Origin of the sequence: Pedobacter sp. R20-19, assembly GCF_000708265.2 — a bacterium.
Taxonomy (GTDB): domain Bacteria; phylum Bacteroidota; class Bacteroidia; order Sphingobacteriales; family Sphingobacteriaceae; genus Pedobacter.
The window spans coordinates 353,923-379,357 of the sequence record NZ_JCKI01000002.1; the positions used below are offsets into that span (position 1 = coordinate 353,923).

The following is a 25,435-nucleotide window of genomic DNA, read 5'->3' on the forward strand; positions in this document are numbered from 1 at the left end:
ATGATAAGTGTCTTGTGTTATTTACAAGGTTTTTTTGATAATAATATTCTTTTGGATACTATTTTTTTAATGTTAATGTTTTACACTCGCAAATTTGAAATCTATTTTATTAGTGAAAATTATATTTGTAATGAAAAAGCGACAATTACCCAGGGTAATGTCGCTTTAAATATACTTTATTTAGCCTAAGGGCTATTTTGTACTATAAACTTGCGTAATATTCAACAAATTTAGCAAGGGCAGATGAATATCCCCACTCGTTATCATACCATGAAACCACTTTTACAAAGTTATCATTCAATGAAATACCTGCTTTTGCATCAAAAATTGAAGCATGGTCATCACCAATGAAGTCAGAAGATACAACTTCATCTTCAGTGTAAGCCAAAACGCCTTTTAATTCACCTTCAGATGCAGCTTTCATTGCCGCTTTAATTTCTTCGTAAGTTGCTGCTTTTTCTAAGCGAACAGTTAAATCTACTACAGAAACGTCTGCAACCGGAACACGGAATGACATACCAGTTAACTTACCTTTCAATTCAGGTAATACCATACCTACTGCTTTAGCAGCACCAGTTGATGAAGGAATGATGTTAGAAAAACCACCACGGCCGCCTCTCCAGTCTTTAGCAGAAGGACCATCAACAGTTTTTTGAGTAGCTGTAACTGCGTGGATAGTACTCATTAAGCCTTCTACGATTCCGAAATTATCATTTAAAACTTTAGCAATAGGCGCTAAACAGTTTGTTGTACAAGATGCGTTAGAAACGATAGTTTGATCTGCCGTTAATTTATCATGATTAACACCCATTACATAAGTAGGGATGTCGCTATCTTTAGCCGGAGCAGAGAAAACAACTTTCTTAGCACCTGCTGCAATGTGCTTTTCAGCATCAGCACGGGTTAAGAATAAACCAGTTGATTCGATTACCACTTCAACACCTACTGCATCCCATTTCAAATCTGCCGGGTTTCTTTCTGCCGTTACACGAATAGTTTTACCATTAACGACTAAGTTACCATCTACAACTTCAATTGTACCATCAAATTTACCATGTGTAGTATCATATTTTAACATGTAAGCCATGTAATCCGGCTCAATTAAGTCGTTAATAGCTACAATTTCTAATCCTCTTTTTAATGCGGCTCTGAAAACCAGTCTGCCAATACGGCCAAAGCCGTTTATTCCAATTTTGCTCATTGTTTTTGTTAATTAGTGTAATGTTTTAATAAATTTAGTATTGGTTCTTTAATAATGGTTTTAATTTTAAGTTGATGTCTTTCTGCAACCAGCTGTAACTGATCTTCTAATTCAGCGGCTACCTTTCCAACAAAGTGTATGTCTTGTTCATGATGCTTGGCAACCATGGGTAATATATAAGTTTGAAAATATTTTTCAAAGCCCTCGTCAACCAATTTGAGGATATATTCGTGTTTTATGTTTTGCGTAAAAAAATCAAAGAAAGAAGTTAAAAATATATTGGCCTGTGGCTTATTATATATTCTTTCTAAAATTTGTGGACGGTCCAAATTAAAATTTCTGATAAACTTTGATTCGAGATCCTCAGGTAGTGCTTCACTTAAAAAGCTTTTTAAAAGCATTTTACCAAAATAATTAGAAGATCCTTCATCTCCCAGGATATAACCTAATCCAAAACAATTGTTAACGGGTTTTTTGCCATCAAAGTATGCGCAATTTGAACCACTTCCTAACATACCAACTATTCCGGGCTGATCATAGCAGGCCGCTTTAGCTGCGCCAAACAAATCATTTTCAACAAAAACTTTACTGTATCTAAAAAATGAAGATAAAGTTTTAGCCAATTCATCTTTCCTGTCGGCAGATGAAGCGCCCGCTGCAAAAAAATATATCTTCTTAATATTTTCAGCATGGTTTACCAGAACAACTTTTTTGTTCAGGATCTGCAGTATCATTTTGGCATCAACGAATGTTGGGTTAATTCCAGTCGTATTGCAGTGTGCAACCACTTTGCCATTTTGGGTTAATTTCCAAAATGCAGTTCTCGATCCACTGTAAACTACTGCAATCATGTTATATAGATAAAACTTCAGTCATTTCCATTAAATCTGGTTCAAGCTTAAAGCTATGTGCTGTTAAAGCTTCAGAAATGCTGGTTAGCTTAATCGCATTACCATGTAATCCTACCATTTGTTCAGTTTCTCCGGCAATAAGTGCGTTTACAGCGGCAAAGCCAAGTCTGCTTCCTAATATACGGTCAAAACTACTTGGGCTGCCCCCCCGTTGAAGGTGTCCTAAGATGGTTACCTTCGTATCATAATGATCAAATGTTTCTTTTACTTTTTTAGCAATATCATAAGCACCACCTTGTTTATGTCCTTCGGCAACGATTACAATGCTTGATGATTTTTTAGTTGCTGCACCCAAAGCCAGTTTCTTAATCAACTCTTCAACACTGGTTGCTCTTTCGGGTAATAAAACAGCTTCAGCACCACTTGCAATTGAACTTCTCAATGCAATACATCCAGAGTCTCTACCCATCACCTCTATAAAAAACAACCGATCATGTGCATCTGCAGTATCTCTGATTTTATCTATAGCTTCTATAACTGTATTAATTGCAGTATCATAGCCCAAAGTGAAATCAGAACCCACCAAATCGTTATCAATTGTTCCTGGGATGCCGATCACCTTCACTCCAAAAGTTTCAGAAAATCGTTTTGCCCCGGTAAAGGTTCCATCTCCACCGATTACAACCAGGGCATCAATGTTATTTTTCTTCAAATTTTGATAGGCAATTTGTTGACCTTCATCTGTTTTGAATTCTAAACAGCGTGCTGTTTTTAGAATTGTTCCCCCCAAGTGTAAAATATTGCTTACAGATCGGGCGTCCATTGGTTTTATGTTGTCTGTAATTAAACCCTGGTATCCTTGCATTACACCAAACATGTTGATGCCATGATAGATTCCGGTACGTACAACAGCTCTAATTGCCGCATTCATGCCTGGGGCATCACCACCAGAAGTAAGTACGGCTATATTTTTAATATTTGGCTCCATCTATGTTACGAATATAGTGTGTAATTTTTACACTAAGTAATTTTTTTTATTTTTTTTACTTAATATTGAAAGTCATACCTTTATCTGTTTAATATAATTAAATTTTACCTTGGAAGAAATTTTACCTCATTTAGATTCAGTATTCTCGATAGATTGCGTTTTGTTTGGGTTTGATGGTAAGGAAGTAAAAATCCTGCTTATCGAAAGAAATGAAGAGCCTTTTAAAGATTGGTGGGCATTGCCCGGCAACATTGTAGGTGCTGATGAAAGCCTAGATCAATCTGCCGCCCGGATTTTATACGAGCTTACCGGCTTGCGTGGAATTTACATGGAGCAATATTATGCTTTTGGCGATCCCAACAGACACCCGCAAGGTAGAGTAATTACCCTGGCCTATTATGCACTTATTCGTTTAGGTGGAGATAAAGAACCTCGTCCAATTAGTACCTACGCCAAACGTGCCAACTGGATGCCCATTACTGATCTTCCAAAACTGGCTTTCGACCACCAGAAGATTTATGACAAAGGGTTAGAGAAAATTAAGCGTAGAATTAAACACCAGCCAATTGCCTTTGAACTATTGCCTGAAAAATTTACACTTACACAGTTACAACATGTATATGAACTGATCTTGGGTAAAAAACTGGATAAGCGAAACTTTAGAAAAAAGATTGTAAGCTTTGGTGTGTTGAAAGAGCTTGACGAAAAACAAAAAGGTGTTTCATATCGGGCTGCAACACTTTATCGCTTTGATAAACGCAAATACGCCAAATTATTTGGTAAAGAAATTTCCTTTTAATAGGAGCAATACAATAGGGTTGAATGGCCTCTTTGTATAAATGAAAAGTCCCGGTTTGAAATTTTCAAACCGGGACTTTTTTGTTTTTAGGATTCTTGACTGACTCCAGACTCCCAACTCAGCACTTCAAACTATCCCTTCTTAGCTGTTTCTAAGTGATAGTGAACTAAATCATCTATAGGTGAGCGGATAATTTTTCCAACACCCATTTCGTAACGATCAGCAACAATACTTAAAATATCGCGAAAGCTGTAACCTACAGAACCCACGCAGTTTAATTTATGGTCTTTATAGTTAGGGTAGTGGATAACCAAGGCTTCAAAAAATGAAGTAAAGGCATAATCTATTGTGCTGAAGGCATAATCTTCATAGTTATCTTTGAAATCATATAAAAATTTACTGAAGCTGGCACAAAAACGGTTTGGCAATGGCTTATTATAGATATTATCAAAAATATCTTCATTTGTTAAAGCATAGTTATCGTAAAAAGCTTCACGTAAGCCTTTTGGCATATAGCCTTTCATGTAATCGCTTAAGATGCGTTTACCTATATACGAACCACTACCTTCATCACCCAGGAAGTAACCTAGAGAATCAATATTCAGTGTAATATCTTTCCCGTCATATAAACAAGAATTGGTACCTGTTCCTAAGATAGCTGCAAATCCAGGCTCATCACCTAGAAGTGCTCTGCAAGAAGCCAGAAGATCATGACCAACAAAGATTTCGGCATTAGTGAAAATCTGTTTCATAGCATCAGCTACTATTTTTACGTTACCCGGAGTAGAACAACCGGCCCCATAATAATAAACAGCAGTTAGTTTTTCTCTTTCCAAGTGGTCTGGAAGAGTTTCATTTAAAGATTTTACAATGTATTCTCCTTTTGAAAAATATGGATTGTAACCCTCGGTGTTAAAGTAAATTTTTCTGCCGGCCTCGTTAATCAGACACCAGTTTGTTTTGGTCGATCCACCGTCTGCAATTACTATCATTTTATTTATTTTTGGTTTTAGCACGATAAAAGTATAAAAACTCTTATGTTTTGTATCTTTTTTTTTAATAATTTTTTAACAATTTGTTGTTGTTGATATTTAAGTGTGTAAAAAATACACTATATAGGGGCTTTAATCGCCTCAAAATCTTATTATTATACTCGAAAAGGCATTGGTCTTTTTTTTAATTGGTCAGGAATATTTTACAATTTAAGTGCAAATGAATAACAACTTTTTAGATTTTCGAAGTGATACGGTAACCAAGCCTACTCCAGGTATGCTGGAAGCCATGATGACTGCCCGTGTGGGCGATGATGTTTTTGGTGAGGATGAAACGGTTGCAGCACTGGAAGAAAAACTCTGTCATACATTTAATATGGAGGCGGGTTTATTTTGTCCATCGGGCACCATGACCAATCAAATTGCCATTAAATGTTTTACCCAGCCTATGGATGAGGTTATTTGCGACCAAACCGCACATGTTTACCGTTATGAAATCGGTGGGATTGCCTACCATTCAAGTGCTTCTGTAAGGTTATTGTATGGCGATAGAGGGATTTTAACTCCCGAACTAATAGAGCCTGAAATTAATGAAGACAATATCCATTATCCAAATTCCAGTTTGGTTGTATTGGAAAATACAGTAAACAAAGGTGGAGGAAAATGTTATCATCTGAACCAGATTGCCCCCATTCATCACCTTTGCAATATCAAAGGATTGAAATTGCATCTGGATGGCGCCAGGATTTTTAATGCTTTAATTGCCACTGGCGATAAGGCACATGAATATGGAAAGTATTTCGATGGTATCTCGGTATGTTTATCTAAAGGGTTGGGCGCACCAGTTGGATCAGTACTTTTAGGCAGTAAAGATATGATCAGGAAAGCCCGTAAAATCAGAAAGGCCTTTGGCGGAGGAATGCGTCAGGCAGGTTTTTTAGCTGCGGCAGGAATATATGCACTTGATCATCACGTAGAAAGGTTAAAGGAAGATCATCAGCATGCACATGCCTTAGCAGCTGCACTATTAAGTACCAAATATGTACTTTCCGTATTACCTGTTGAAACCAATATTGTTATTTTTGAAGTGGCAGCCGGCACAGCAGAAAAAATTGTACAGCAGTTAAGAGAAAAAGGATTGTATTGCGGTACTACCAGCGCAAGTACGGTAAGATTGGTAACCCATTTAGATCTTAGTCCGGCGATGATAGATCGTGCGATTGAAATAATATTACATTTGTAGTGAAGTCGGAGTTTACAATTAGAAGTCCGAAGTCTGCATTGCTAACCCTGCATTATTTAAATTGAATAGCCAAATGCCTGAAAATTTTAAACTTCAAATGCCTATTTCAAAAATCCTCATTGCTAACCGTGGGGAAATTGCCTTGCGCATTATGCGTTCTGCAAAAGAAATGGGGATCAAAACTGTTGCTGTATTTTCTGAAGCGGATAGAAATGCGCTGCATGTACGCTATGCCGATGAGGCGATATGTATTGGCCCGGCGCCATCAAATCAGAGTTATTTGGTTGGTGAAAAAATTATTGATGCATGCAAAATAACTGGCGCTGATGCGATTCATCCCGGCTACGGTTTCTTATCTGAAAATGCAGCTTTTGCAAAAAAGGTTGCAGATGCTGGGCTAATCTTAATTGGACCATCTCCTGAAGCAATGGAGATTATGGGGAACAAACTATCAGCTAAAGCAGCAGCATTGAAGTATCAAATTCCTATGGTTCCCGGAACGGAAGAGGCCATTACCAATGTGAATGAGGCAAAAGAGAGAGCCATAGAAGTAGGCTTTCCTATCCTGATTAAAGCGGCAGCCGGGGGAGGTGGAAAAGGCATGCGGATTGTGGAAAGGGTGGATGATTTTGAAGAACAAATGGACCTTGCAGTAAGTGAAGCCACTTCCGCCTTTGGCGATGGAGCAGTGTTTATAGAACGCTACGTTACTTCACCTCGACATATCGAAATCCAGGTTCTGGGAGATCATTATGGTAATATTGTTCATCTGTTTGAACGAGAATGTTCGGTACAACGCCGTCATCAAAAGGTGGTTGAAGAGGCACCTTCATCTGTACTTACTTCTGAAATCAGGGCGAAAATGGGTAAGTGTGCGGTTGATGTAGCGCGATCCGTAAATTACACAGGAGCTGGAACAGTCGAGTTTATTCTGGATGAAAATCATGATTTTTTCTTTCTGGAAATGAATACACGCTTACAGGTTGAACACCCTGTTACAGAATTCATCACTGGTGTGGATTTGGTAAAGGAGCAAATTAAAATTGCTGAAGGAAAGCCCTTAAGTTTTAATCAGGATGATTTAAAAATAAATGGTCATGCGATAGAACTTCGCGTTTATGCGGAAGATCCAAACCATAATTTTCTTCCGGATATTGGAACCCTTCAAACTTATAAAACGCCAAAAGGAAATGGTGTGCGGGTGGATGATGGTTTTGAACAGGGCATGGAAATTCCGATTTATTATGACCCGATGATTGCCAAGCTGATTACTTATGGAAAGGATCGAGAGGAAGCAATAGCCAGAATGGTGAGGGCAATAGCAGAATATGAGATTACGGGGATAGAAACTACCTTAGCTTTTGGTAAATTTGTCATGCAACATGAAGCATTTAAGAGTGGTAATTTTGATACCCATTTCGTTTCTAAATATTTTAAACCGGAAGAGTTAAATGGGGTAAATGAAGATGAAGCCATGATTGCTGCAATTGTTGCTGCAAAGTTCTTTAAGAAGGATGTATTTAAGGAGGCGGCCGGGCAGGTGCCTCAACAATCATCTAACTGGAGAAAAAATAGATTAAAATATTAATACAGATTCCTGACAGACTTTTTTCTGAATGATTTTAGAAGAAGATTTAGCCGAAATCTCAACACTTATTATACATGTTTACCGGAATTATAGAAACACTCGGCGAAGTTACCGCCATTAAAAATGATCATACCAATATTCATTTTACCATCTCATCAGCCATTAGTCAAGAACTTAAAATAGATCAGAGTGTGGCACATAATGGTGTCTGCCTTACAGTGGTGTCGCTTCAGGATGGGGCGCACACGGTAACTGCTATTGACGAAACATTGAGTAAAACCAGTTTAGGTCATTTAAAGGTGGGTAGCCGGATAAACCTAGAAAGGTGTATGCAAATGAACGCACGTTTAGATGGTCATATTGTTCAAGGCCATGTTGATCAGACAGCCGTTTGTATTAAACGTGAAGAATTAGACGGAAGTTGGGAATACCGTTTCAAATATGATGCAACGGCAGGCAATGTAACGGTAGAAAAAGGATCAGCCTGTGTAAACGGGATTAGTTTAACGGTAGTAAATTCTACTGCTAATGAATTTTCTGTATTTATCATTCCATATACTTTTGAGCATACCAATTTAAAGGAAGTACAGGTAGGTGATACCGTTAATTTAGAGTTTGATATTATTGGTAAATATGTAGCCAGATTAATGAATAAATAATTTGCCATTTAATTAATCAATTGGGATGTACAGTAAAGATGAAGCGGCCAGGCTAAGGCAACAGTTTTGGATTAGTTTTGGGCAATATATGAAACCCGTTCCTTCGGCAAGTGGCAGCACTGTTCATTGGATCAACTATAAAACCGGAGTAAAAAATATCTTTTTCAAAATGGATGTTGACAATAAAAAAGCCAGTATTGCTATTCAGTTGTCTCATTCAGATCAAGATATTCGCCACCTCATTTTTGATCAGTTTGAAGAGTTTAAATTAATGCTCACCAATACTTTAGAAGAGGAGTGGGACTGGACAAGAGATTTTACCGATGAATACGGGAAAACCATCAGTCAGATATCAACTACTTTATCCGGAGTAAGTATTTTCAACCAGCAACACTGGCCAGAACTCATTTCATTTTTTAAGCCAAGAATGATTGCTTTAGATGATTTCTGGGATAACGTAAAACCAGTTTTTGAAGATTTAGTTTAATCGGTCAAAAGCAATTGTGCTATTCTATCTTTGGTAAACTTAATTTCTGCCTCATCATCTTCTGCATTGGGTTTACTGCCAAGATAAAGTTTATAATAATTTAAAGCAGGTTTAGGTTGTTTCAGTTTGGTATCATAAAGTATAGCGAGACGATAGTAAAGGGTAGGTGTAGCCTTAAACTGTAACCCTTTTTTATAGGCTGCATGGGCTAATTTAAATTGATTATTCTCTTCATAACTCAGGCCTAACAATGCATAATAACTTGCTGTATTTGGTGAAATAGCCTCCTCAATTGTTTTGTTGGCATAAATCGCGGCCATTTTGTAGTTTTTGAGGTATCGATAACTTAAGCTGGTAAAATATAGCGTGTTCTCGTTTTGCATTAAAAGTTTTTCGATTCTGGAAAAATACTTAATAGCCTGATCATATTTTTTAGTGTAATAATAGGCCTTTGCTACATCTCTTATTACTGCTGCATCGTCTCCATCCTTCAATAATATTTCTCCAGTAGTGATTACTTCCTGATACTTTTTTAACTGATTGGCTAAGGGAAGTTTTGCCCGTTGCAATACCAGATTTTCACTGTCTGCCTTAATGGCGACATCCAGCACATGATAAGCTTTTTCATATTCCTGGCTAACGCCATGTACCTCTGCCAGATCAATAGCAACATCTGCTTCATTGGGATTAAGTTGATTGGCCTTCAGCAAGTAAACGAATCTCAGAGAATCTTTTACCGAAGGATATAAATTAGCCAAAAGCTTATAAACATTAAAATTATTACTGTCGATTTTAACAATCTCACCATAATACTTTTTTGCCAGCTGTTGATTTCCCCGCCGGGTGCTGATATTCCCCAGACTAAATAAAACAGACAAATTTTGCGGTTGAAGCTGGTAGGCCTTGCTATAATATTTTTCTGCTTCTACATTGTTCCCTGCCATTAAAAAGCAATAAGCAATTTGGTTTAATGCTTTTTGATCATTGGTTTGATCTGTATAGCTGTTTTTTAAATATTGGGCGGCTTCTGCATATTTCTGATTTTGATATAAGTCTAATAATTTCTGCTGATCAGCGGTTGAGGATTGTGCATAGCATTGTTGAGAAAATACCATAAGCAGCAGCGAGTAGAATATATTTTTCATCACTATAAATATTTAAACTAAATTATTAGTTATAAGTGATGATTCCGAATTTTAAGGGAAGATGAGGTAAATAAAAACAAATTGAGTGTAAGGGGGTTTATAAGGATATTAGTATAAATTAAAATAGAGAACCTATGAATACCTTACAGAAATTCGAATTAATGGAAAAAATTGTGCGTGAGTTAGAGGATTTACAAAACTCACAAACTGCACTTATCCAAAAGATTGGTAAAATTGAAGTAGATAATATCGAACTAGGCGACGGCAGGTTAGAAAAAGATTTACCAGATATTCATCAAAATTTAGCAGATAACTTAGATACTATATCAGGAATTTTAGATTACTTTGCAGGGAAAACACAGAATTTTGGCGATAAGAACAATGTTGATGCTTTGAAAGAACAAGAAGCAATCAACAATGCAACTAGCTAATTAACTTTAACCCTATTTTATATGAAATCTTTATCATTAACTATTGCCTGTTTATTGGTATGCTTTTTTGCAAGCGCACAGGTATTACCAACTTTCCAGCTAGGTTTAAAAGCCGGAGCAAATTTTTCAAAGTTTGATAGCGATAATACTTTCAGTAGTGATAATCGTGCTGGTTTTTACGGCGGTTTGTGGGCAAGGATTGGTGGAGCAGGCGTTCATTTTCAACCAGAGCTTTACATCTCAGGTAAGAAAACAAACTTAGTTAGTGATGCAACAGGCCAGGTAAATAAAGTGAGCTTTACCAGTTTGGATGTTCCATTATTGGTTGGAACTAAGATTGGTGCTTTGGGTGTTGGTGTTAGATTAAATACAGGACCAATGGTTTCATTTATTATAGATGAGAAACAAAGTTTTGGTCAGGCTACCGGAAATGTTTTTAATGGAAACTTTAAAAATCAGGCATTTGCATGGCAATTTGGTGCAGCACTCGATATTAAGAAATTAAGCATCGATGCACGTTACGAATTGGGCTTGTCTAAATTAAATAAAGATGGTTACCCTGGTACAAAGCTGAATTTGTTTACCGTTGGTTTGGGATATAGAATTTTTTAATTTGATATTAAACGATCAGTATAAGAGAGGGCAGACATTTGATCTGCCCTTTTTTTATGATGTTTATTTTAGAGATCAACTTCTGTAAGCTCGTATGCATAAGAACCATTTTTAGGGATAATTGGTGTTTCTCTTCCTACGCTTAATGCTTTAATAAATGATGCTCCAAAGTAAAATATCAGAGAAGAATAAAACACAAAAAGCATAATCACAATGATAGATCCGGCTGATCCATAAATGTTGCTGATATTGCTTAATGGTAGTAAAATTCTTAAAATGTATTTACCAACGGTAAAAAGACAGCCTGTGAGCAGACCTCCTGAAATGGCTGCTTTCCACGTAGGTCTGCCGTTGGTTAAGTATCTGAACAGCATCGTAAACCAGGTTGTTACAATAATGACAAAAATAATTTGGTTGAGTATGGAGGTTAGTATCAAACTAAATGAAGGTGAACTGCTTTTTAAATAGGCACCGATAATTGCTTGTACACTATCGGCAAGTAAACCTATAAAGAAAAGGATTCCGGCAAATAAGATGATGGTTACTGATATGGCTCTTGATTTAAGGGTGTTGATAATCCCCTTTTTATCCTTGTTACCAATATTCCAGATTTGCTCTAGCGAGTTTTTAATAACATTGAATAGAGTAGTGGCAACAAATAGAAAAAAGACAAAACTGAATAATGTAATATACCAGGCCTGATCAATTCCCCTGATATTGCGAAGGGTTAATTTAATCTGTTTAATACTGTCTTCATCCAGAATATTAGCCAGACGTTGAAAGATATTGGTGAATAAAATCCGCCTATCGGTAAACATACCAAATAAGCGAATCAGAATAATCAATATTGGAGGGAGTGCAAAATTGGTAAAGAATGCTGTTGCACCAGCTAATCGTAAGGGGTCGTTTTGTTGAAATAAGACAAATGCATTTCTCGCAGTAGAGAAGAAGAAGCTTAATTTATCCTTTAGTTTTAACAGCATGTTTCATTCTTAAAAGCCCCGAAAATACTCAAAATACTTTATCCCCAACGTTTTGTATCGGTTTTTGTTATTTAATAAGCCTTTTTAAAAACAAGCAGCACTTTTTCGTCATTCAATAGGGTGAGTTTTCCTTCTGTTATTTTTGCTTCATTTACCTGGTTAATGGCTTGTACATATGCCCGTTCGGCAGCATCCGTTTCCTGGCAAAACATCCGGGTACTGATTAGATCTTGTAATTTAATCTTACGATCTATTATTTCAACTTTGCCTCCATAAGAATTACAAAAAGATTTACCGCTAACTTTTAAGCTATCTCCAAAATTAAGTGTTGCCTTTGCTGCGGCAGGTAATGTGAGCCCTGGCAATTCTGTTAATTCCCATTTGGTATTTGCCAGTTTTTTAGGATCATTTTTTTCTAAACAGGCACTAAAAAGACAGATAGTAATGCCAAGGATAAATAGATTTTTCATAGGTTTTTGCGATTTCAGAATGATCAACAATAATTAATCCAATAATTCATTTGAAGTTAAATGAGGTAAAACTGAAATTTTAATCGGAGGTAATAAATAAAGATAATAAATTAGCAAAAAAAACCGACAATCAAAATCTATGAAAACTACAGCATTCGCCATTTTACTTTCCATCAGCTTATTTGCCTGTAAACAAGGTAAATTAGAAAATACTTATGTTTCAAAAGCTTATCAAAATGAGGATTTTAATGAATTTCCGAAGGTTAAAAATGAAACATTGAATATTGTTAATGTCGAACCTGCTACACCTGAAGGTAAGGAAAGCTTTAATGTTCAGTTTAAAGATACCACTGTTGCGATTCAGGATAATCCAAAGCCGGTGGCAAATCAGTTTAAACAAGCCAGGTTTATTAACACGCAAAAAACGGCAGCGCTAGTTCAGGTAGAAGATGGTTCTGGTTTAGTTTCTCCTTTTTATGTAGTTGCATTAAAGGATGGAAAAGTAAGTGTAACCAGTTTATATAAAGCATCAGAAGGAAAAAGTGATCGGAAATATACCAAAGGAATAGAAGAAATGAGTTTAAGCAATATCATTGTAAATAATGATTTTGCCATTGCTTTGGTAAACGGGAAGATTTATCCAATCAAAAGGCAAACTGAAAATGAACGCATACAAGGTGATTTTTTATTCAATTCATCAGATAAGCAAACTTTAGTTTTTTTAACAGGTAGCTCGCTTTATCAGGTGAACTACCGTACAGGAGAAACGGCTACACTAAAACTTCCTGCCAGTGTGATGCAATCTGGCAATGTAGCCAATGAAATTAGAAAAGGTTATCGTTGGGCTACAAATGCAAAAGGAGCATCTTTTCTAAAGCAAAATCCAGATGATGACCGCATTGTAGACATTAGCGAATTTAAGAAATAGCATCATTATCCGGCAACCATTGATCGAAAAGTAAGGTTTATTCTTGGCGTGCTGATTTTTTTTGTTGGAGGTAAACGGTGTAACCAATGCGTTTGGGTGGCATCTTTCATCTCCAGCAAACTTCCGTTTTCTAAAAATAGACCAATGGTTTCTTTTGATGTCTTATGTTTGAATAAAAACTTTCTTTCAGCACCAAAACTCATTGAGGCAATGCTGGTATTTTTGCTTAGCGCTTTTTCATCATCACTATGGTAAGCCATGCCTTCATCGCCATTATGGTAAAGGTTTAACAGGCAGGAATTGTATGTTGATTTGGTGTTTTCCTCTGCAATTTGCTTGAGTTCTTTTAATTCCATTGTCCAGGGAAGTGCATATTTGGTCGAATTGGAATAGGTATAAGCATATTCCTGATCGCCATACCAGGCCACCTTTCTTTTGGTGATGATGTGTTTGCCCATGATAAAAGCTTCATCATTCTTCCACTCAATGGTATTCAGAAGTGCCTTATAATAGGCATTTGCCTTTTCGTTGGAAAATAATTGACCGAAATACAATACTGTTCCATCATAAGGTAGAAAATTTTGATCAATATCTTTTATTGCACTAAACAAATCCATTATTATCCATTTAAATTTTTATTAATGTCTGCTTTTGCAGCCTCCCAGCCAATAATTGCCATTTTACGTTCAGTACCCCAATGGTAGCCACCTAAAGCACCACTGGCCTGGATTACCCGGTGGCAAGGAATTAAAAATGCAACAGGATTATCACCAATGGCTGTGCCCACTGCCCGGCATGCTTTTGGATTTTCAAGTTTGTTGGCAATGCTTCCATAAGTGGATAATTTACCGACTGGAATTTTTAATAAGGTTTCCCATACCTTTAATTGAAAATCTGTGCCCTTTAAATGTAATTTGATTTCCATTAATTTGGACCAGTCATTTTGAAAAATAAGAAGTGCATTTTGTTGAATCGAATCTAACTGATGATGAAAATTTGCTGCTGGAAATTTAGAAATCAATTTTTCTAGCGCGATTTGCTCATCTTCTATAAAACCCAGATGACAAATGCCTTTTGGTGTTGCGGCCACAATGATATTTCCAAAAGGTGTTTCAGCAAAGCTGTAATTAATATTTAAATTTGCACCTCCGTTTTTATATTCGCCCGGAGTCATTCCTTCAATATTCACAAACAAATCATGTAGTCTGCTGGTTCCGGATAAACCTGTTTCTAATGCTGTTTCAAATAACGATGCCTGATTTTCTTTAAGACATTTTTTTGCATAGCCGATGCTAACGTATTGCAAAAATCTCTTTGGACTGGTACCCGCCCATTCGCTAAATAGCCGCTGAAAATGATATGGACTTAAATTTGCCTTTTCAGCAAGTTCTTCTAAACTCGGTTGATTTTTAAAGTTTAACTGGATATATCTAATTGCATCTGCAATTCTATAGTAGTAAATTTCCTCTTGTGTTTTCATAGCCTCATTTCTTACCTACAAAACTACCAAACAAATGAAGTTAATAATACCCGATAATTGCTAAGTTTCAAAAGCACACATTTGACAATTACTTTTCTTCTCTTTTCACGAGTAGAAAATCATCATCATTTAATGCCAGATAACCAAATTCATAACAAAAGATATAAGATTTGCCATTTTGAGTATGGTAAGTATGGGTGTAATAATCAAAATTAAAGCCTGCATTTAGCATTTTCTTCTTTGATATCTTAACTTTTCCATCAGGGTTAAATTTAGATAGAAGTGTACGGTTTTTTTTAAGAATTGAATTAATCCTATTGAATACGATACTGTTTTCACTTTTTAAACGGTTATTGTAATTATTACGACAACTATCATCACAAAATTTTTTATCAGTTCGGCCTTTAACCGCCTCACCACAATCTAAACACAAGCGTTCCATATATATAATCAGATTTATATTATGGGATGATTCTTAAAACTAATGAAATTTTATTCGTGTACAAAATCATATGATTAAACAATCATATCTGTGAAATTTATTTAGTAGTAACTGTAGTCTTATGTTATGATTTATTTTGCTGAAAATCTCTGTTAATTTGTAGCATGGCGATGGTATTAAAGATGGAATGAAAAGGAGATTTTATATGATCACGGCCAAGTGTTGTAGAGTTGATGTACATTCGATGTTCTTCAAAAATAACGGTGATTTCCTTGCCCCAGCTAAAAAGTCCTGCTTTCTTTTTACACCTTATGATTTTTTGCCCTGAATCATCAATTTTAAACATTGGATACTTCTGTTTTAAAATTTCTATCATTTTAAATTTGTTAAAAGTTGGATTTACTCCACAGATCTTAGTCAAACGATTCATGAAATAAAGGCTGAAGAGCATAAAAGTTAGGAAAGGGATGATAAAAGAAAGCGTAGCAAATGTAGTCTTATTGCTTTTATTCATTAATGGTAGAACAGGTAAGACTAAAAGAATTAACCAGGTAACGTTTTCGAAAATCTTACTTATAAATAACTCAGTATTTAAATGAAATACTAATCTGCCTCTGCGAATACTTTTTTGCGTGTTAATTTGAGATCTCACCACTAAATGTAGAAATATTATAGTGGTTTAGGAAAATTATAACCCTTCGGATTAAAATGATTATGGAAAAACATATAATACTGATACAACAATATGTAGTATACTACTGAAATATGATGTAATTAAGCATACTTTAATACGGTATAAATATTTCAATTAATGATATAGTAATATTACAGTTACGTAAGCTTAATATGCTTTTGTATGATTATATTTATGTAACTCTAAATAACAAAATAAATTATGAAAAAAGCTCTTATCGGAATGTGCCTTTTATTAGGCGTATCATTTGCATCTACGGCTGCAACAAACAATTCAAAAAAATCAGTTAAAGCTGTTCAAAAAAAAGCTGTAGAAGTTACCACTTCTTGCGGAACAGTTTATGATGTAACTTGTCCATCATGCTCTACAATGGATTTGATTAACATTGCTTTGTATTTAGACGCTGCTGATTGCGGATAAATAAAAAAAAGTTAAATTGAGGCACTTAAATTTAAACGAAATTTAAGTGCCTTTTATTTTTATAAATTTATACAGAAATGAAATTATACCTTCTCATCCTTTTTTTATTCACCCCATTTTTGGGAAAATCTCAAGCCATAGATCAGGAAATAATAAATTGTCAATATAAACTTACTTATGTACCAGATAGTCTAAAGCCAACAGTGAATAAAGAAGATTTTATGATTCTCGAAATTGGTAAAAAAACTTCTAAATTCTATAGTTACAATACATTTAGAGTAGATTCATTAATTCAAAATGATACTAAAAATGGAATGTCACCATTAGAGATGTTGGCCAACAGGAACAAATACGGAAAAAAAGGTTTTCTGTATACCATTTATACCAATTATCCAGATAATAAAATTACCATGGTTGAAAAACTGCTATCTGACACCTATCAGTATGAGGAGCCCAAAGGTATTCAGGTATGGAAAATTTTAAGTGAGACAAAAAACATGTTGGGTTATGAGGTACAAAAGGCTACCTGTACATTTGGTGGTCGCAATTATATAGCCTGGTTTGCAAGCGATATTCCCACCAGCTTTGGACCATATAAATTTAACGGTTTGCCAGGGCTTATTATGCAAATTGAAGATTCCAAAAATCAATATAATTTCACTTGTGTGGGGATCAAGAAGATTAATGGAAACGCTATAAATAAGCCTGCTAATGCTCAGGGAAATATTAATTTATCCAAAAAAGATTTTTTTAAGATATTTGAGCAGTATAGCACTGAACCACTTGCATTTATACAAAATCATACACCTGCATCAATTTCAATGAAAAGCGGTAATTCAACAACAAAAAAGCCATATAATCCAATTGAGTTAATCCCTTAATGACTAAAAATATAATTTTAGGTATCGCATTACATTGTCTTTCTCTATTTTTCATCAATATTGTAGCGCATGCTCAAAATGTGATTTCAGGTAAAGTTATCAGTAAGGATAATGGGGCGGGAATACAGGGAGCGAATCTGACTTTATATAGTTCAGATAAAAAGGATATTATAAGCTATACCATTTCAAAGTCTAACGGTGATTATAATTTAAATTATGATCATGCTTCGGAAAGTTTTTTTTTAAAAATTTCCTTGTTGGGTTATGAAAGCCAATTCTTGCCTGTTAACAAAGTACAAAACCAAACTTTGAATGTTGTTTTAAAGCAGTCGGCTTTAGATTTAAAGGAAGTGTTGATTAAGCCTCCAAAAATCTCAGTTAGAAGTGATACCATTAGTTATAATGTAGATGCTTTTAAATCTCTTCAGGACCGAACTATTGGCGATGTACTTAAAAAACTTCCAGGTATTGATGTGCAGCCTAACGGCACCATCCTTTATAATGGTAAACCAATCACTAAATTTTATATTGAAGGTTTGAATCTTTTGGATGGAAAATACAATCTCGCTACCAATAACCTGGGTGCTAAGGATGTATCATCAGTAGAAGTTTTAGAAAATCATCAGCCTATAAAAGCCTTAAAAAATGAGGTATTCTCTGATAGGGCTGCAATAAATCTGAAGCTTAAATCAGGTTCAAAAGCAAAATGGATTGGAAGCCTGGAAGAGTTTTTAGGTGCAAAACCCTTGCTTTATAGCAGCAGCAATGTCGGAATCAAAATTTCGCCCAGCAATCAAAATTTATCGGTTTTGAAGGCTAATAATGCTGGGATAGATTTACTGGCAGACTTACACCCACATACTTTAGAAGATCTCATCAATGGAAGGGAAAATAATATAGATAATAATGATCTGGTATCAACACCGTTAAATTATCCGGTGCTTGGCTTAGAGAAATTTTTGTTTAACCGCACATTTGTTGGCAGTACTAATCAACTGGTGAAATTAAAAAAGGATTATCTGCTTAAAGTTAATCTGAATGTAGTTCAGGATTACCGTACAAATCAATCAAACAACAATACATTACTTTATTTGGTGGATAGTGTACCCTTAACATTTACTGAAAATATTCTTGCAGTTGAAAAGCGCACTTCTATAGAGGGAAATTTTAATGTAAATAAGAATGTAGATGCCTATTATTTCAATAATCAATTAGATGCGAAATTCGATTTTGCATCTACAGATGTAGAAAATACAGGCAGTGATCCAAATGTTCAAAACCTCCATATTCCAAATTTTTATGTTAAAAACGATTTTAACCTAATTAAAAGAATAGAGAAGAACAGCCTTAAGATAAATTTTTTTAACTACCTGAGTTGGCTCCCACAAAAATTAACTTTCTCTCAGGACCTACAGAATAATGCCGCTCAGCAAATTAATATGCGAACCATCTTTAGTCATCTTAATTTTTCATTAGGCAAATCAGTTTCAGATTTTTCATTCAATGCCAGATTGGGGCTTAAACTTAAGTCACAAGATTTAGTTTCGCAAATTTACAATTTTAACAAACTCCCCATCGATGCCATTTTAAATAATGACATTAAATTTTCTAATTATACCATCTATGGCAATCCGCAGCTTACCTATAGCAAGAATGATTTGAGTATCGTAATCCAATTGCCAGTAAGCTTAAATTTTTTAAAAACTAATCGCTCCAATCAAGAAACGCTGTTGTTTTTCAATCCGTCTTTAGATTTTCGCTATAAGTTTAATCCCTATCTATCCACCTATTTCAATTATAATCGTTCTAATCAGTTAGGAGACGTTGAAAATTTAAATACTGGTTATATTTTTAGTACTTACCGAAGTTTGCAATTAGGTAATCCAAATTATTTTTCCAGACAGCTAACCAATGCTACTTTAGGTGTTACTTTTAGAGATCCTGTAAAAGCTTTCTTTCTAAATCTTTCCGGAAGCGTAAATCCATCTATACAAAATCAAACAGCTGTTCGTGGATACATCGATTATTTAACTGTAAATAATTTTATTGCTTTTGAAAATACCAGTAAAAATTGGTCGGTAAATGTTAATACCAGTAAGGGCTTTGACTTTTTAAAAACGCTGATTTCATTTTCAGCATCTTATTCTTCAAATACCTTAAACTCTTTGCAATCTAACCAGCAAATTACAAGTTTAAACGACTCATATAATTTTATTCAAAAAACAAATTTCTCTTTAAATGATCGTTTAAATTTTAATTATCAATTTGCCTATAGAATTAGTAACCTGTATGTTTCTGGAAAAATTATTCAGAAGAACGTAACGCAATTGAGTCAGCTCTTCAAACTTGGCTTGGTCGTTACCAGCAAATTTAATATGGATGTAATGGTTGATCATTATTTTAACAAAATAAATGCTAATACTAAAGTTACTTCTATTTTTCCTTCTTTAAATTTTAAGTATAAGGCAACCAAAGCTTTGGAGATCAATTTAAAAGGAAGCAATCTCTTTAACGAGAAGATCTATGAATATACAGTATTGAATGATGCAAGTTATACTAATAATCAGTATACGCTCAGACCTGTAACCGTATTAGCAGGCATTTATTATTCCTGGTAAAGTATTCAACAGTATTTTTAATGGATTGGCAGCAACTGCTGATCTGATTAATCGCTTGCTTTGCTCCAGTAAAGATCCATTTATAAACGTTTATAAACGACTATAACTGTTTAACACCCGAATAAAATTTTTTTCTGTTTGCACCTTTGTTCTGTCGATAGTGAGGAAAGCTATCGTTCATTAATGATTAAGAAACTTAAATTTTAAACGATTATGGAAAGTGCAATTAACAAAGTAGTATTAAGCGGTTGTGCAGGAGCAGATGCTGAAGTGAGAAACATTTCAGGAAATCAAAGATTAGCGAGAGTAAATCTAGCTGTAAATGAGTATTATAAAAATGCGTCAGGTGAGGAGGTTAAAAGAACGAACTGGTTTATGCTTACGTTTTGGAATGATAAGGCTGACCTTGCCTCCGCTCAGATTAAAAAAGGGACAAGGTTAACCATTGAAGGTAAATTATTATCAGGATCTTATATTGCGAAAGATGGATCTAAAAAATTTACGACAGATATTGTGGTAAGTGAAGTTGCCATTAAAGAAATCGACTTATCAAATTAAAAATACGTGGCATCAGGTCATTGAGCAGGCTAATTTCAATAACCTGATGCCTTTTTTATAACTTAACCGAAGTTCCAAAGTAAAAATTTCGGCCTGGAGCAGCATTATAATATCTACCTGCAATGGCATTTAAGTCATTACCTAAACTATAGGTTTGGTTAAGTAAATTATTTATTCCGCCAAAAACCTCTAGATTAATTTTTTTAAGGTGAATATTACGCATGCCCGTTTTAAGTTCAACGAGATGATATTTTTTTGCAAATGCTGTATTACCATCATTAAGTGGGATAGACGAAGTATAATTGTGCTGTGCAAAAAAATACAAACCCTTGCTAAACTGAAAATCCAAGCTAGACACTGCAACATTAGAAGGAACTCCAGTAAGTTTATTACCATCAAAATTGATGTTGCCTGTTGTAAATTCTTTAAATCTAAAGTGATTAAAAGTATAGCTACTTCTGATCTCAATTCCATTTAAAAAGGAATGGCTATTTCTGATTGGCCAGAATGAGGTTTCAAGTTCAAGACCCCGCTGTGTTGTTCCACCTGCATTAATGAAAAATTCTGCATCATTTGCATTCAAACGCCTGACAATAGCATCATTTAAATTGAATTGAAATACATTCGCTGCCAGATAAAGCCGATTGTTTGGTAGATTATACCTAACGCCACCCTCATAATTCCATCCTGATTCTGCCTGTAGATTATTATTAATAGTGTTATCAGATGCCCTTACCTCAGCAATAGTGGGCGGAGAATAACCTTTACTTATGCTTCCTCTGATAGAAAGTTCTTTAGTAATCAGATATGAGGCTACCAACTTAGGCATTATTTCAACATCAAACTTTCTCTCTTTTGTAGCTATAATTGTTGGAAAAAAGCTTTTATAGTGATATTTATAGAAATTTAAACTAGAAGCTAATTCTATTAAGAGCTTATTATCAATGTCTAAATTAACACGTAAGAAAGCAAAATCTTGGTTGGCTTTCAAATGATCAAATGCCTGCATGGAAGTAGGCGATCCGGCATTATTATTAAAATTTTTAATCTGTGTCTTAGTTGCACCGCTCTCCAATCCAAGCTGTGCATTAAATTTCAACTTATCTTTCTGTTGCTGAAAATCAACAAAAGTTCTTAATCCAAGCGTTCGCTCATATCGTTTCTCATAATTGGTAATAAATGGATTTTTAAAATCGGTATAACTCCCAAATAAGGCTACAACGTGTTTAAAATTTTTGCTGATTTGGTAATCATTAGCAATACCTGCAAATACCGTTTTGTTATAAATGGCCGCCTGTTGTGTTATTGCTCCTGGGACGGTTGCTGTAGCAGGACGTGCAGATTTTGGATTAACTTCGAATTGTGCTAAAGTTAAACCTCCTGGCGTTTCATAATTTAAGTCACTGTAAAAAGCATAAAGTTTTAAATTGCCTTTATTGTTATAGTTCCACTGGTGATTAGTTTGAATATACTTTCTCTCCATTGCACTGTTTTCACGAAATCCATCGCTCTTTTGATAACCTTCCATCAAATTAAAACTATAGTTTTTAAACTTTTGCTGAATGCTTGCTGTTTGATGAAAAAGACCATATGAACCTGCGGTAATTGATGCTGAAATCCTATTTTGATCTGCAGATAATGGCGTAATTAATATAGTTCCGCCAGTATTAGCACCAAAAATACTGGCCTCCGGGCCTTTGTAAACTTCAATACTGTTAATCGATTGTGGATCGAGTGCATTCAAATAAGTGTTTCCACCCGCATCTGTAAGCGGAAAATCATCAATATAGATTTTGATATTCCTGATTCCAAAAGGTGAACGGAGCAAGCTTCCCCGAAGGGATAATCGATAACTTCCTGGTGATCGCTCTTCCATTCTTAAGCCAGGAACGGTATTGAACGTACTGATGAATGAAGTGTTAGCTTGATTGCGAATGAGATTTGTATCAATCAGGTTAACAGATGAAACAGATCTTAATAGTGGTTGGTTATTATAATAGCCACGAACAACTACCTCCTTTAATTTTTTAACAGAATCAGTTTCATTGATCTGGGCAAAGGCTGTGATGGAAAGAAAGAGGGAAAGACTAGTAAAGATTATTTTCAATATCTTGATTTTTAAAAATAAGGGAGCAAATGACTGCATAGCCATTTGCTCCCTTAAGTGTTGTAATTAATTATTTTGAGGCTATCCGCCAAACTACACCGCTTACATCATCTGCTACTAATAAGGCACCATCTGCAGCAAGCGTTACACCAACAGGCCTTCCATACACTTCTGCCTTATCGGTGTCTGCAATAAATCCAGTAAGAAAATCTTCAGGTTTGCCGGTTGGCTTTCCATCCTTAAAGGGTACAAAAATAACTTTGTAACCTGATATAGCAGAACGGTTCCATGAGCCATGCTGACCAACGAAAGCACCACCCTGATATTTAGCAGGATATTTATTTCCTTTATAAAAAGCTAATCCTAACGATGCTGTATGTGATCCTACAGGAACATCAGGTGCTATTGCTTTTTTAACCAGATCGGGGTTTTTACCTTTTAATCTAGGATCTTCATTCTGCCCATAATAAGAATAAGGCCAACCATAAAAAGTGCCTTCTTTTACACTGGTAATATAATCAGGCACTAAATCATCACCCAAACCATCACGCTCATTCACTGCTGTCCATAGCATGTTTGTACCCGGTGCCCAATCAATACCTACCGGATTACGTAAACCAGACGCATAAATTTTTTCACCTGTTCCGTCAGGATTTACTTCTAAAATATTAGCTCTACGGATTTCATTTTCCATTCCGTTTTCACCAACATTACTTCCAGAGCCAACAGTTACATAGATTTTGCTCTTATCACCATTAGCGATAAGGTTTCTGGTCCAGTGGTTATTATAACCTCCTGCAGGCAAACTCATAATTTTTTTTCCGGTGCTGGTGATTTTTGTATCTCCACTTTTGTAAGGATACTGCCATACTCCATCCGTATTCGCTACATAGAATGAATTGCCAATAATCAACATGCCATAAGGCTGGTTTAAGCCTGTCAAAAATGTAGTGGTTAATTCAGGTTTTCCATCTTTATCTGCATCCCTGTAAAGAAGTATGGTATTGGCACTTTGACCAGCAACCTCTGATTTTGCCTTTCCGGTAACAACATTGGCTACTTTCTCTTTTGTACTGCGTTCGGAGTTAGAAAGTACAACCAAAACATCACCATTTGGTGCAACAATCATGTTCCTGGGGCTCTTGATATTATTTGCAAATCTTGTTACTACGAAACCTTCAGGTGCCACTGGTGTTTTATTTTCTGGCCAGCCGATTACTTTGCTGAATTTATTTTTCGAAGCTGTAGTATCAGGCGCCGGTAAAGTAATGGAATCGTTACTGGTAACAACAGTGGTATCTGATCCTTGTGGACCCGATTTTGAGTTTGACTGGCAACTCGCCAGGAAAGCTATTGAAAGCATTGAAGCGTAAAAATAATATTTTTTCATGTTTTCTTTTTTCGTGAATAAGAAGATGTTCAAATGGATAACATTTTAAATGCAGAGATGTTTCCTAAAAGAATCTTATTTAAATCACTAAAACGAGTAACTCACCATGCTTTCATTTAAAATTTAACTGCTCAGAATCTTTCCCTTTTCTACATCAAATTCAGCTTGTGAGAGAATGCCCATATCAAGTAATTCCTTTAAATCCATTAAAGCTTGTTTTTTACTGGCCAGATCTGGCTTTGGTTTTTCTTCAAACGTTGGTGCTGTGGGTTTGCTAAAACTGGCCTGGGCAGATGGATTAAACTGAAGCAGTAAAGCAGTGATTTCATTAAACCCTTTGATATTGGCGTAATCTATCGCCTTTTGCTCTTTGGCATTAACGATGGTGCCGTCTGCCTGATGTTCTAATAAGACTTTTACGATATCTTTTTTTCCATTTGCTGCAGCATAATGTAAGGCAGTATTACCACTTTCATCCTGGATATTAATATTAGCACCTTTTTCAAGCAATAATTTTACCATACTGATATTACCGCTTTTTGCAGCTACATGAAGCAGACTCTCCCCGCCATAACCATAATCGGTATCTAAAGAGAAGGAACTGGATGAAGATAAATTGGTAGCGGTTTCTACCCAGTCCAGGTAAGAATACATCGATTCTTCGTCACCAGATAATGGCTTTGCATAATTTACATCGACACCGTTCTCTAAAAATAGGGCAACAATTTCTTTTTGGTTGTTTGAACAAGCATACCATATTGGTGATTGCCCATTTTTTGAGGATACAAAAACGTCAGCACCTTTATCCATCAACAGCTTAATCAGCATTCTATTACTATCATAACAGGCCTGAAGCAAAGCACTTTCTCCATGATGGTTAACATGGTTGATGTTTGCACCATTTTCTAAAAGGAGTTCTGTTACAGGAATATTTTTAGATGCAACAGCAAATAATAGTGGTGAATTGCCACTTTTATTAGTGGTGTTTATATTTGCACCATTATCAAGCAAAAGTTTTACAATTTCTTTATTTCTCCAGCTGGCTGCTACCAGAAGCGGTGTTTCTGCCTCATTATTTTCAATATCTACCTCCAGGCCTTTTTCCAGCAACTTTTCTAAAACCTCGATTTGTCCGCTTTGAGCAGTTAGGTGAAGCAAACTATTTCCTTTTAAATCTTTAATTTCTGCTTTCGCTTCTTGAGAAAGTAAATAAAGGGCTGTTTGCTTTTGTTTCTGCAAACAGGCGAAATAAAGTGGGGTTTCTCCGGCATGGTCTTCATAGTTTAGATCAGCACCAGCGCCAATTAAAAGCTGAACAAGATCTAAATAACCCCGGTGAGCAGCATAATGCAATGCCGTTCTACCTTTTTCATCTGTGTAACCTACCTCAACTTCTCCATTTGCCAATAAAAGCTCGGCTATTTTTCTTTTGCCACTTTCGCAGGCAATTATAAATGACATCGACATA

Annotated in this window: 26 protein-coding genes; 12 read left to right on the plus strand and 14 right to left on the minus strand. The window is 35.5% G+C overall.

Translation table 11 applies throughout. The features are described from left to right. Positions 1 to 202: 202 nt before the first annotated feature. From gap to pfkA, 3 genes are read right to left on the minus strand one after another with little or no spacing between them, the layout of a single operon-like run. A complete protein-coding gene (gene gap / locus AN34_RS05300; protein ID WP_029283032.1) occupies positions 203 to 1,201 on the minus strand; it encodes a type I glyceraldehyde-3-phosphate dehydrogenase in 999 nt (332 codons plus the stop codon). Between the two features lie 8 nt (positions 1,202 to 1,209). After that, complete coding sequence (locus AN34_RS05305; protein WP_029283034.1) at positions 1,210 to 2,052, minus strand: hypothetical protein; 843 nt, start codon at positions 2,050 to 2,052, stop codon at positions 1,210 to 1,212. A gap of 1 nt (position 2,053) precedes the next feature. Then, positions 2,054 to 3,040, minus strand: coding sequence for a 6-phosphofructokinase (gene pfkA / locus AN34_RS05310; RefSeq protein ID WP_029283036.1), 987 nt, complete (start codon positions 3,038 to 3,040; stop codon positions 2,054 to 2,056). 109 nt (positions 3,041 to 3,149) lie between these two features. Here pfkA and AN34_RS05315 point away from each other — a divergent pair, with 109 nt between their 5' ends. Next, complete coding sequence (locus AN34_RS05315; RefSeq protein WP_051666253.1) at positions 3,150 to 3,839, plus strand: NUDIX domain-containing protein; 690 nt, start codon at positions 3,150 to 3,152, stop codon at positions 3,837 to 3,839. A gap of 131 nt (positions 3,840 to 3,970) precedes the next feature. Here AN34_RS05315 and AN34_RS05320 read toward each other — a convergent pair whose 3' ends face one another. Continuing rightward, entirely contained in the window at positions 3,971 to 4,831 is an 861-nt protein-coding gene (locus AN34_RS05320; protein ID WP_029283040.1) for an N-acetylglucosamine kinase, read from the minus strand. Between the two features lie 220 nt (positions 4,832 to 5,051). Between AN34_RS05320 and AN34_RS05325 the strand changes: the two genes are divergently transcribed. From AN34_RS05325 to AN34_RS05340, 4 genes are all read left to right on the plus strand, one after another. Further along, on the plus strand, positions 5,052 to 6,074 hold the full coding sequence (locus tag AN34_RS05325) for a low specificity L-threonine aldolase (protein WP_029283042.1): 1,023 nt from the start codon (positions 5,052 to 5,054) through the stop codon (positions 6,072 to 6,074). A 73-nt stretch (positions 6,075 to 6,147) separates the two neighbouring features. After that, on the plus strand, positions 6,148 to 7,662 hold the full coding sequence (accC, locus tag AN34_RS05330; RefSeq protein WP_231625486.1) for an acetyl-CoA carboxylase biotin carboxylase subunit: 1,515 nt from the start codon (positions 6,148 to 6,150) through the stop codon (positions 7,660 to 7,662). A 74-nt stretch (positions 7,663 to 7,736) separates the two neighbouring features. Further along, the gene (locus AN34_RS05335) at positions 7,737 to 8,321 is read left to right on the plus strand and encodes a riboflavin synthase (protein ID WP_029283046.1); all 585 of its coding nucleotides are present in this window, start codon (positions 7,737 to 7,739) and stop codon (positions 8,319 to 8,321) included. Between the two features lie 25 nt (positions 8,322 to 8,346). After that, positions 8,347 to 8,808 carry a DUF4268 domain-containing protein gene (locus tag AN34_RS05340; RefSeq protein WP_029283048.1) on the plus strand — a complete coding sequence of 154 codons (462 nt, stop codon included), beginning with the start codon at positions 8,347 to 8,349 and terminating at the stop codon, positions 8,806 to 8,808. Here AN34_RS05340 and AN34_RS05345 read toward each other — a convergent pair. After that, positions 8,805 to 9,953, minus strand: a complete 1,149-nt coding sequence (locus AN34_RS05345) for a tetratricopeptide repeat protein (RefSeq protein ID WP_029283051.1) — start codon at positions 9,951 to 9,953, stop codon at positions 8,805 to 8,807. The two genes, AN34_RS05340 and AN34_RS05345, sit on opposite strands and share 4 nt — an antisense overlap. 134 nt (positions 9,954 to 10,087) lie before the next feature. Between AN34_RS05345 and AN34_RS05350 the strand changes: the two genes are divergently transcribed. Together AN34_RS05350 and AN34_RS05355 are read left to right on the plus strand one after the other, a co-directional pair. Next, entirely contained in the window at positions 10,088 to 10,384 is a 297-nt protein-coding gene (locus tag AN34_RS05350; protein ID WP_029283053.1) for a hypothetical protein, read from the plus strand. Between the two features lie 21 nt (positions 10,385 to 10,405). Beyond that, positions 10,406 to 10,996 carry a porin family protein gene (locus AN34_RS05355; protein ID WP_029283055.1) on the plus strand — a complete coding sequence of 197 codons (591 nt, stop codon included), beginning with the start codon at positions 10,406 to 10,408 and terminating at the stop codon, positions 10,994 to 10,996. Positions 10,997 to 11,064: 68 nt separating this feature from the next. On the opposite strand, the gene AN34_RS05360 is transcribed toward AN34_RS05355, so the two are convergent. Then, positions 11,065 to 11,979 carry a YihY/virulence factor BrkB family protein gene (locus AN34_RS05360; protein ID WP_029283056.1) on the minus strand — a complete coding sequence of 305 codons (915 nt, stop codon included), beginning with the start codon at positions 11,977 to 11,979 and terminating at the stop codon, positions 11,065 to 11,067. A gap of 71 nt (positions 11,980 to 12,050) precedes the next feature. Beyond that, on the minus strand, positions 12,051 to 12,449 hold the full coding sequence (locus AN34_RS05365; protein ID WP_029283058.1) for an META domain-containing protein: 399 nt from the start codon (positions 12,447 to 12,449) through the stop codon (positions 12,051 to 12,053). Positions 12,450 to 12,588: 139 nt separating this feature from the next. On the opposite strand from AN34_RS05365, the gene AN34_RS05370 reads away from it, so the two are divergent. After that, positions 12,589 to 13,377: a hypothetical protein gene (locus tag AN34_RS05370; RefSeq protein WP_029283060.1), complete on the plus strand. Its 789-nt coding sequence runs from the start codon at positions 12,589 to 12,591 to the stop codon at positions 13,375 to 13,377. Between the two features lie 5 nt (positions 13,378 to 13,382). Here AN34_RS05370 and AN34_RS05375 read toward each other — a convergent pair whose 3' ends face one another. The 4 genes from AN34_RS05375 to AN34_RS21555 all read right to left on the minus strand — a co-directional run bounded on the left by AN34_RS05375 (position 13,383) and on the right by AN34_RS21555 (position 15,675). Then, complete coding sequence (locus tag AN34_RS05375; RefSeq protein ID WP_029283062.1) at positions 13,383 to 13,994, minus strand: alpha-ketoglutarate-dependent dioxygenase AlkB; 612 nt, start codon at positions 13,992 to 13,994, stop codon at positions 13,383 to 13,385. Positions 13,995 to 13,996: 2 nt separating this feature from the next. Beyond that, a complete protein-coding gene (locus AN34_RS05380; protein WP_029283064.1) occupies positions 13,997 to 14,857 on the minus strand; it encodes a methylated-DNA--[protein]-cysteine S-methyltransferase in 861 nt (286 codons plus the stop codon). Positions 14,858 to 14,945: 88 nt separating this feature from the next. After that, the gene (locus AN34_RS05385) at positions 14,946 to 15,299 is read right to left on the minus strand and encodes a hypothetical protein (RefSeq protein ID WP_029283066.1); all 354 of its coding nucleotides are present in this window, start codon (positions 15,297 to 15,299) and stop codon (positions 14,946 to 14,948) included. 124 nt (positions 15,300 to 15,423) lie between these two features. After that, entirely contained in the window at positions 15,424 to 15,675 is a 252-nt protein-coding gene (locus tag AN34_RS21555; RefSeq protein ID WP_157263203.1) for a hypothetical protein, read from the minus strand. 519 nt (positions 15,676 to 16,194) lie between these two features. On the opposite strand from AN34_RS21555, the gene AN34_RS05395 reads away from it, so the two are divergent. From AN34_RS05395 to AN34_RS05410, 4 genes are all read left to right on the plus strand, one after another. Next, entirely contained in the window at positions 16,195 to 16,413 is a 219-nt protein-coding gene (locus AN34_RS05395) for a hypothetical protein (RefSeq protein WP_029283070.1), read from the plus strand. 77 nt (positions 16,414 to 16,490) lie between these two features. Beyond that, positions 16,491 to 17,294 carry a GLPGLI family protein gene (locus AN34_RS05400; RefSeq protein ID WP_029283072.1) on the plus strand — a complete coding sequence of 268 codons (804 nt, stop codon included), beginning with the start codon at positions 16,491 to 16,493 and terminating at the stop codon, positions 17,292 to 17,294. Beyond that, positions 17,294 to 19,912, plus strand: coding sequence for a carboxypeptidase-like regulatory domain-containing protein (locus tag AN34_RS05405; RefSeq protein ID WP_029283074.1), 2,619 nt, complete (start codon positions 17,294 to 17,296; stop codon positions 19,910 to 19,912). The genes AN34_RS05400 and AN34_RS05405 overlap by 1 nt, the downstream gene beginning before the upstream one ends. A gap of 213 nt (positions 19,913 to 20,125) precedes the next feature. Continuing rightward, a complete protein-coding gene (locus tag AN34_RS05410) occupies positions 20,126 to 20,470 on the plus strand; it encodes a single-stranded DNA-binding protein (protein ID WP_029283076.1) in 345 nt (114 codons plus the stop codon). Between the two features lie 55 nt (positions 20,471 to 20,525). Here the strand turns inward: AN34_RS05410 and AN34_RS05415 are convergent, their stop codons facing one another. The 3 genes from AN34_RS05415 to AN34_RS05425 form a co-directional block, all read right to left on the minus strand. Next, the gene (locus tag AN34_RS05415) at positions 20,526 to 22,577 is read right to left on the minus strand and encodes a TonB-dependent receptor (RefSeq protein ID WP_029283078.1); all 2,052 of its coding nucleotides are present in this window, start codon (positions 22,575 to 22,577) and stop codon (positions 20,526 to 20,528) included. 70 nt (positions 22,578 to 22,647) lie between these two features. Continuing rightward, positions 22,648 to 23,967, minus strand: a complete 1,320-nt coding sequence (locus AN34_RS05420) for a sorbosone dehydrogenase family protein (RefSeq protein WP_029283080.1) — start codon at positions 23,965 to 23,967, stop codon at positions 22,648 to 22,650. A gap of 123 nt (positions 23,968 to 24,090) precedes the next feature. Then, on the minus strand, positions 24,091 to 25,428 hold the full coding sequence (locus AN34_RS05425; protein ID WP_231625487.1) for an ankyrin repeat domain-containing protein: 1,338 nt from the start codon (positions 25,426 to 25,428) through the stop codon (positions 24,091 to 24,093). Between the last annotated feature and the right edge of the window lie 7 nt (positions 25,429 to 25,435).

Coding starts and splice junctions, on each gene's coding strand:
- AN34_RS05380 (WP_029283064.1), bottom strand. CDS start 14,857: ATGAAAACACAAGAGGAAATTTACTACTATAGAATTGCAGATGCAATT.
- AN34_RS05385 (WP_029283066.1), bottom strand. CDS start 15,299: ATGGAACGCTTGTGTTTAGATTGTGGTGAGGCGGTTAAAGGCCGAACT.
- AN34_RS05325 (WP_029283042.1), top strand. CDS start 5,052: ATGAATAACAACTTTTTAGATTTTCGAAGTGATACGGTAACCAAGCCT.
- AN34_RS05420 (WP_029283080.1), bottom strand. CDS start 23,967: ATGAAAAAATATTATTTTTACGCTTCAATGCTTTCAATAGCTTTCCTG.
- AN34_RS05360 (WP_029283056.1), bottom strand. CDS start 11,979: ATGCTGTTAAAACTAAAGGATAAATTAAGCTTCTTCTTCTCTACTGCG.
- AN34_RS05305 (WP_029283034.1), bottom strand. CDS start 2,052: ATGATTGCAGTAGTTTACAGTGGATCGAGAACTGCATTTTGGAAATTA.
- AN34_RS05345 (WP_029283051.1), bottom strand. CDS start 9,953: ATGAAAAATATATTCTACTCGCTGCTGCTTATGGTATTTTCTCAACAA.
- AN34_RS05395 (WP_029283070.1), top strand. CDS start 16,195: ATGAAAAAAGCTCTTATCGGAATGTGCCTTTTATTAGGCGTATCATTT.
- AN34_RS05350 (WP_029283053.1), top strand. CDS start 10,088: ATGAATACCTTACAGAAATTCGAATTAATGGAAAAAATTGTGCGTGAG.
- AN34_RS05405 (WP_029283074.1), top strand. CDS start 17,294: ATGACTAAAAATATAATTTTAGGTATCGCATTACATTGTCTTTCTCTA.
- accC (WP_231625486.1), top strand. CDS start 6,148: ATGCCTGAAAATTTTAAACTTCAAATGCCTATTTCAAAAATCCTCATT.
- pfkA (WP_029283036.1), bottom strand. CDS start 3,040: ATGGAGCCAAATATTAAAAATATAGCCGTACTTACTTCTGGTGGTGAT.
- AN34_RS05400 (WP_029283072.1), top strand. CDS start 16,491: ATGAAATTATACCTTCTCATCCTTTTTTTATTCACCCCATTTTTGGGA.
- gap (WP_029283032.1), bottom strand. CDS start 1,201: ATGAGCAAAATTGGAATAAACGGCTTTGGCCGTATTGGCAGACTGGTT.
- AN34_RS05340 (WP_029283048.1), top strand. CDS start 8,347: ATGTACAGTAAAGATGAAGCGGCCAGGCTAAGGCAACAGTTTTGGATT.
- AN34_RS21555 (WP_157263203.1), bottom strand. CDS start 15,675: ATGATAGAAATTTTAAAACAGAAGTATCCAATGTTTAAAATTGATGAT.
- AN34_RS05370 (WP_029283060.1), top strand. CDS start 12,589: ATGAAAACTACAGCATTCGCCATTTTACTTTCCATCAGCTTATTTGCC.
- AN34_RS05425 (WP_231625487.1), bottom strand. CDS start 25,428: ATGTCATTTATAATTGCCTGCGAAAGTGGCAAAAGAAAAATAGCCGAG.
- AN34_RS05375 (WP_029283062.1), bottom strand. CDS start 13,994: ATGGATTTGTTTAGTGCAATAAAAGATATTGATCAAAATTTTCTACCT.
- AN34_RS05365 (WP_029283058.1), bottom strand. CDS start 12,449: ATGAAAAATCTATTTATCCTTGGCATTACTATCTGTCTTTTTAGTGCC.
- AN34_RS05320 (WP_029283040.1), bottom strand. CDS start 4,831: ATGATAGTAATTGCAGACGGTGGATCGACCAAAACAAACTGGTGTCTG.
- AN34_RS05410 (WP_029283076.1), top strand. CDS start 20,126: ATGGAAAGTGCAATTAACAAAGTAGTATTAAGCGGTTGTGCAGGAGCA.
- AN34_RS05355 (WP_029283055.1), top strand. CDS start 10,406: ATGAAATCTTTATCATTAACTATTGCCTGTTTATTGGTATGCTTTTTT.
- AN34_RS05335 (WP_029283046.1), top strand. CDS start 7,737: ATGTTTACCGGAATTATAGAAACACTCGGCGAAGTTACCGCCATTAAA.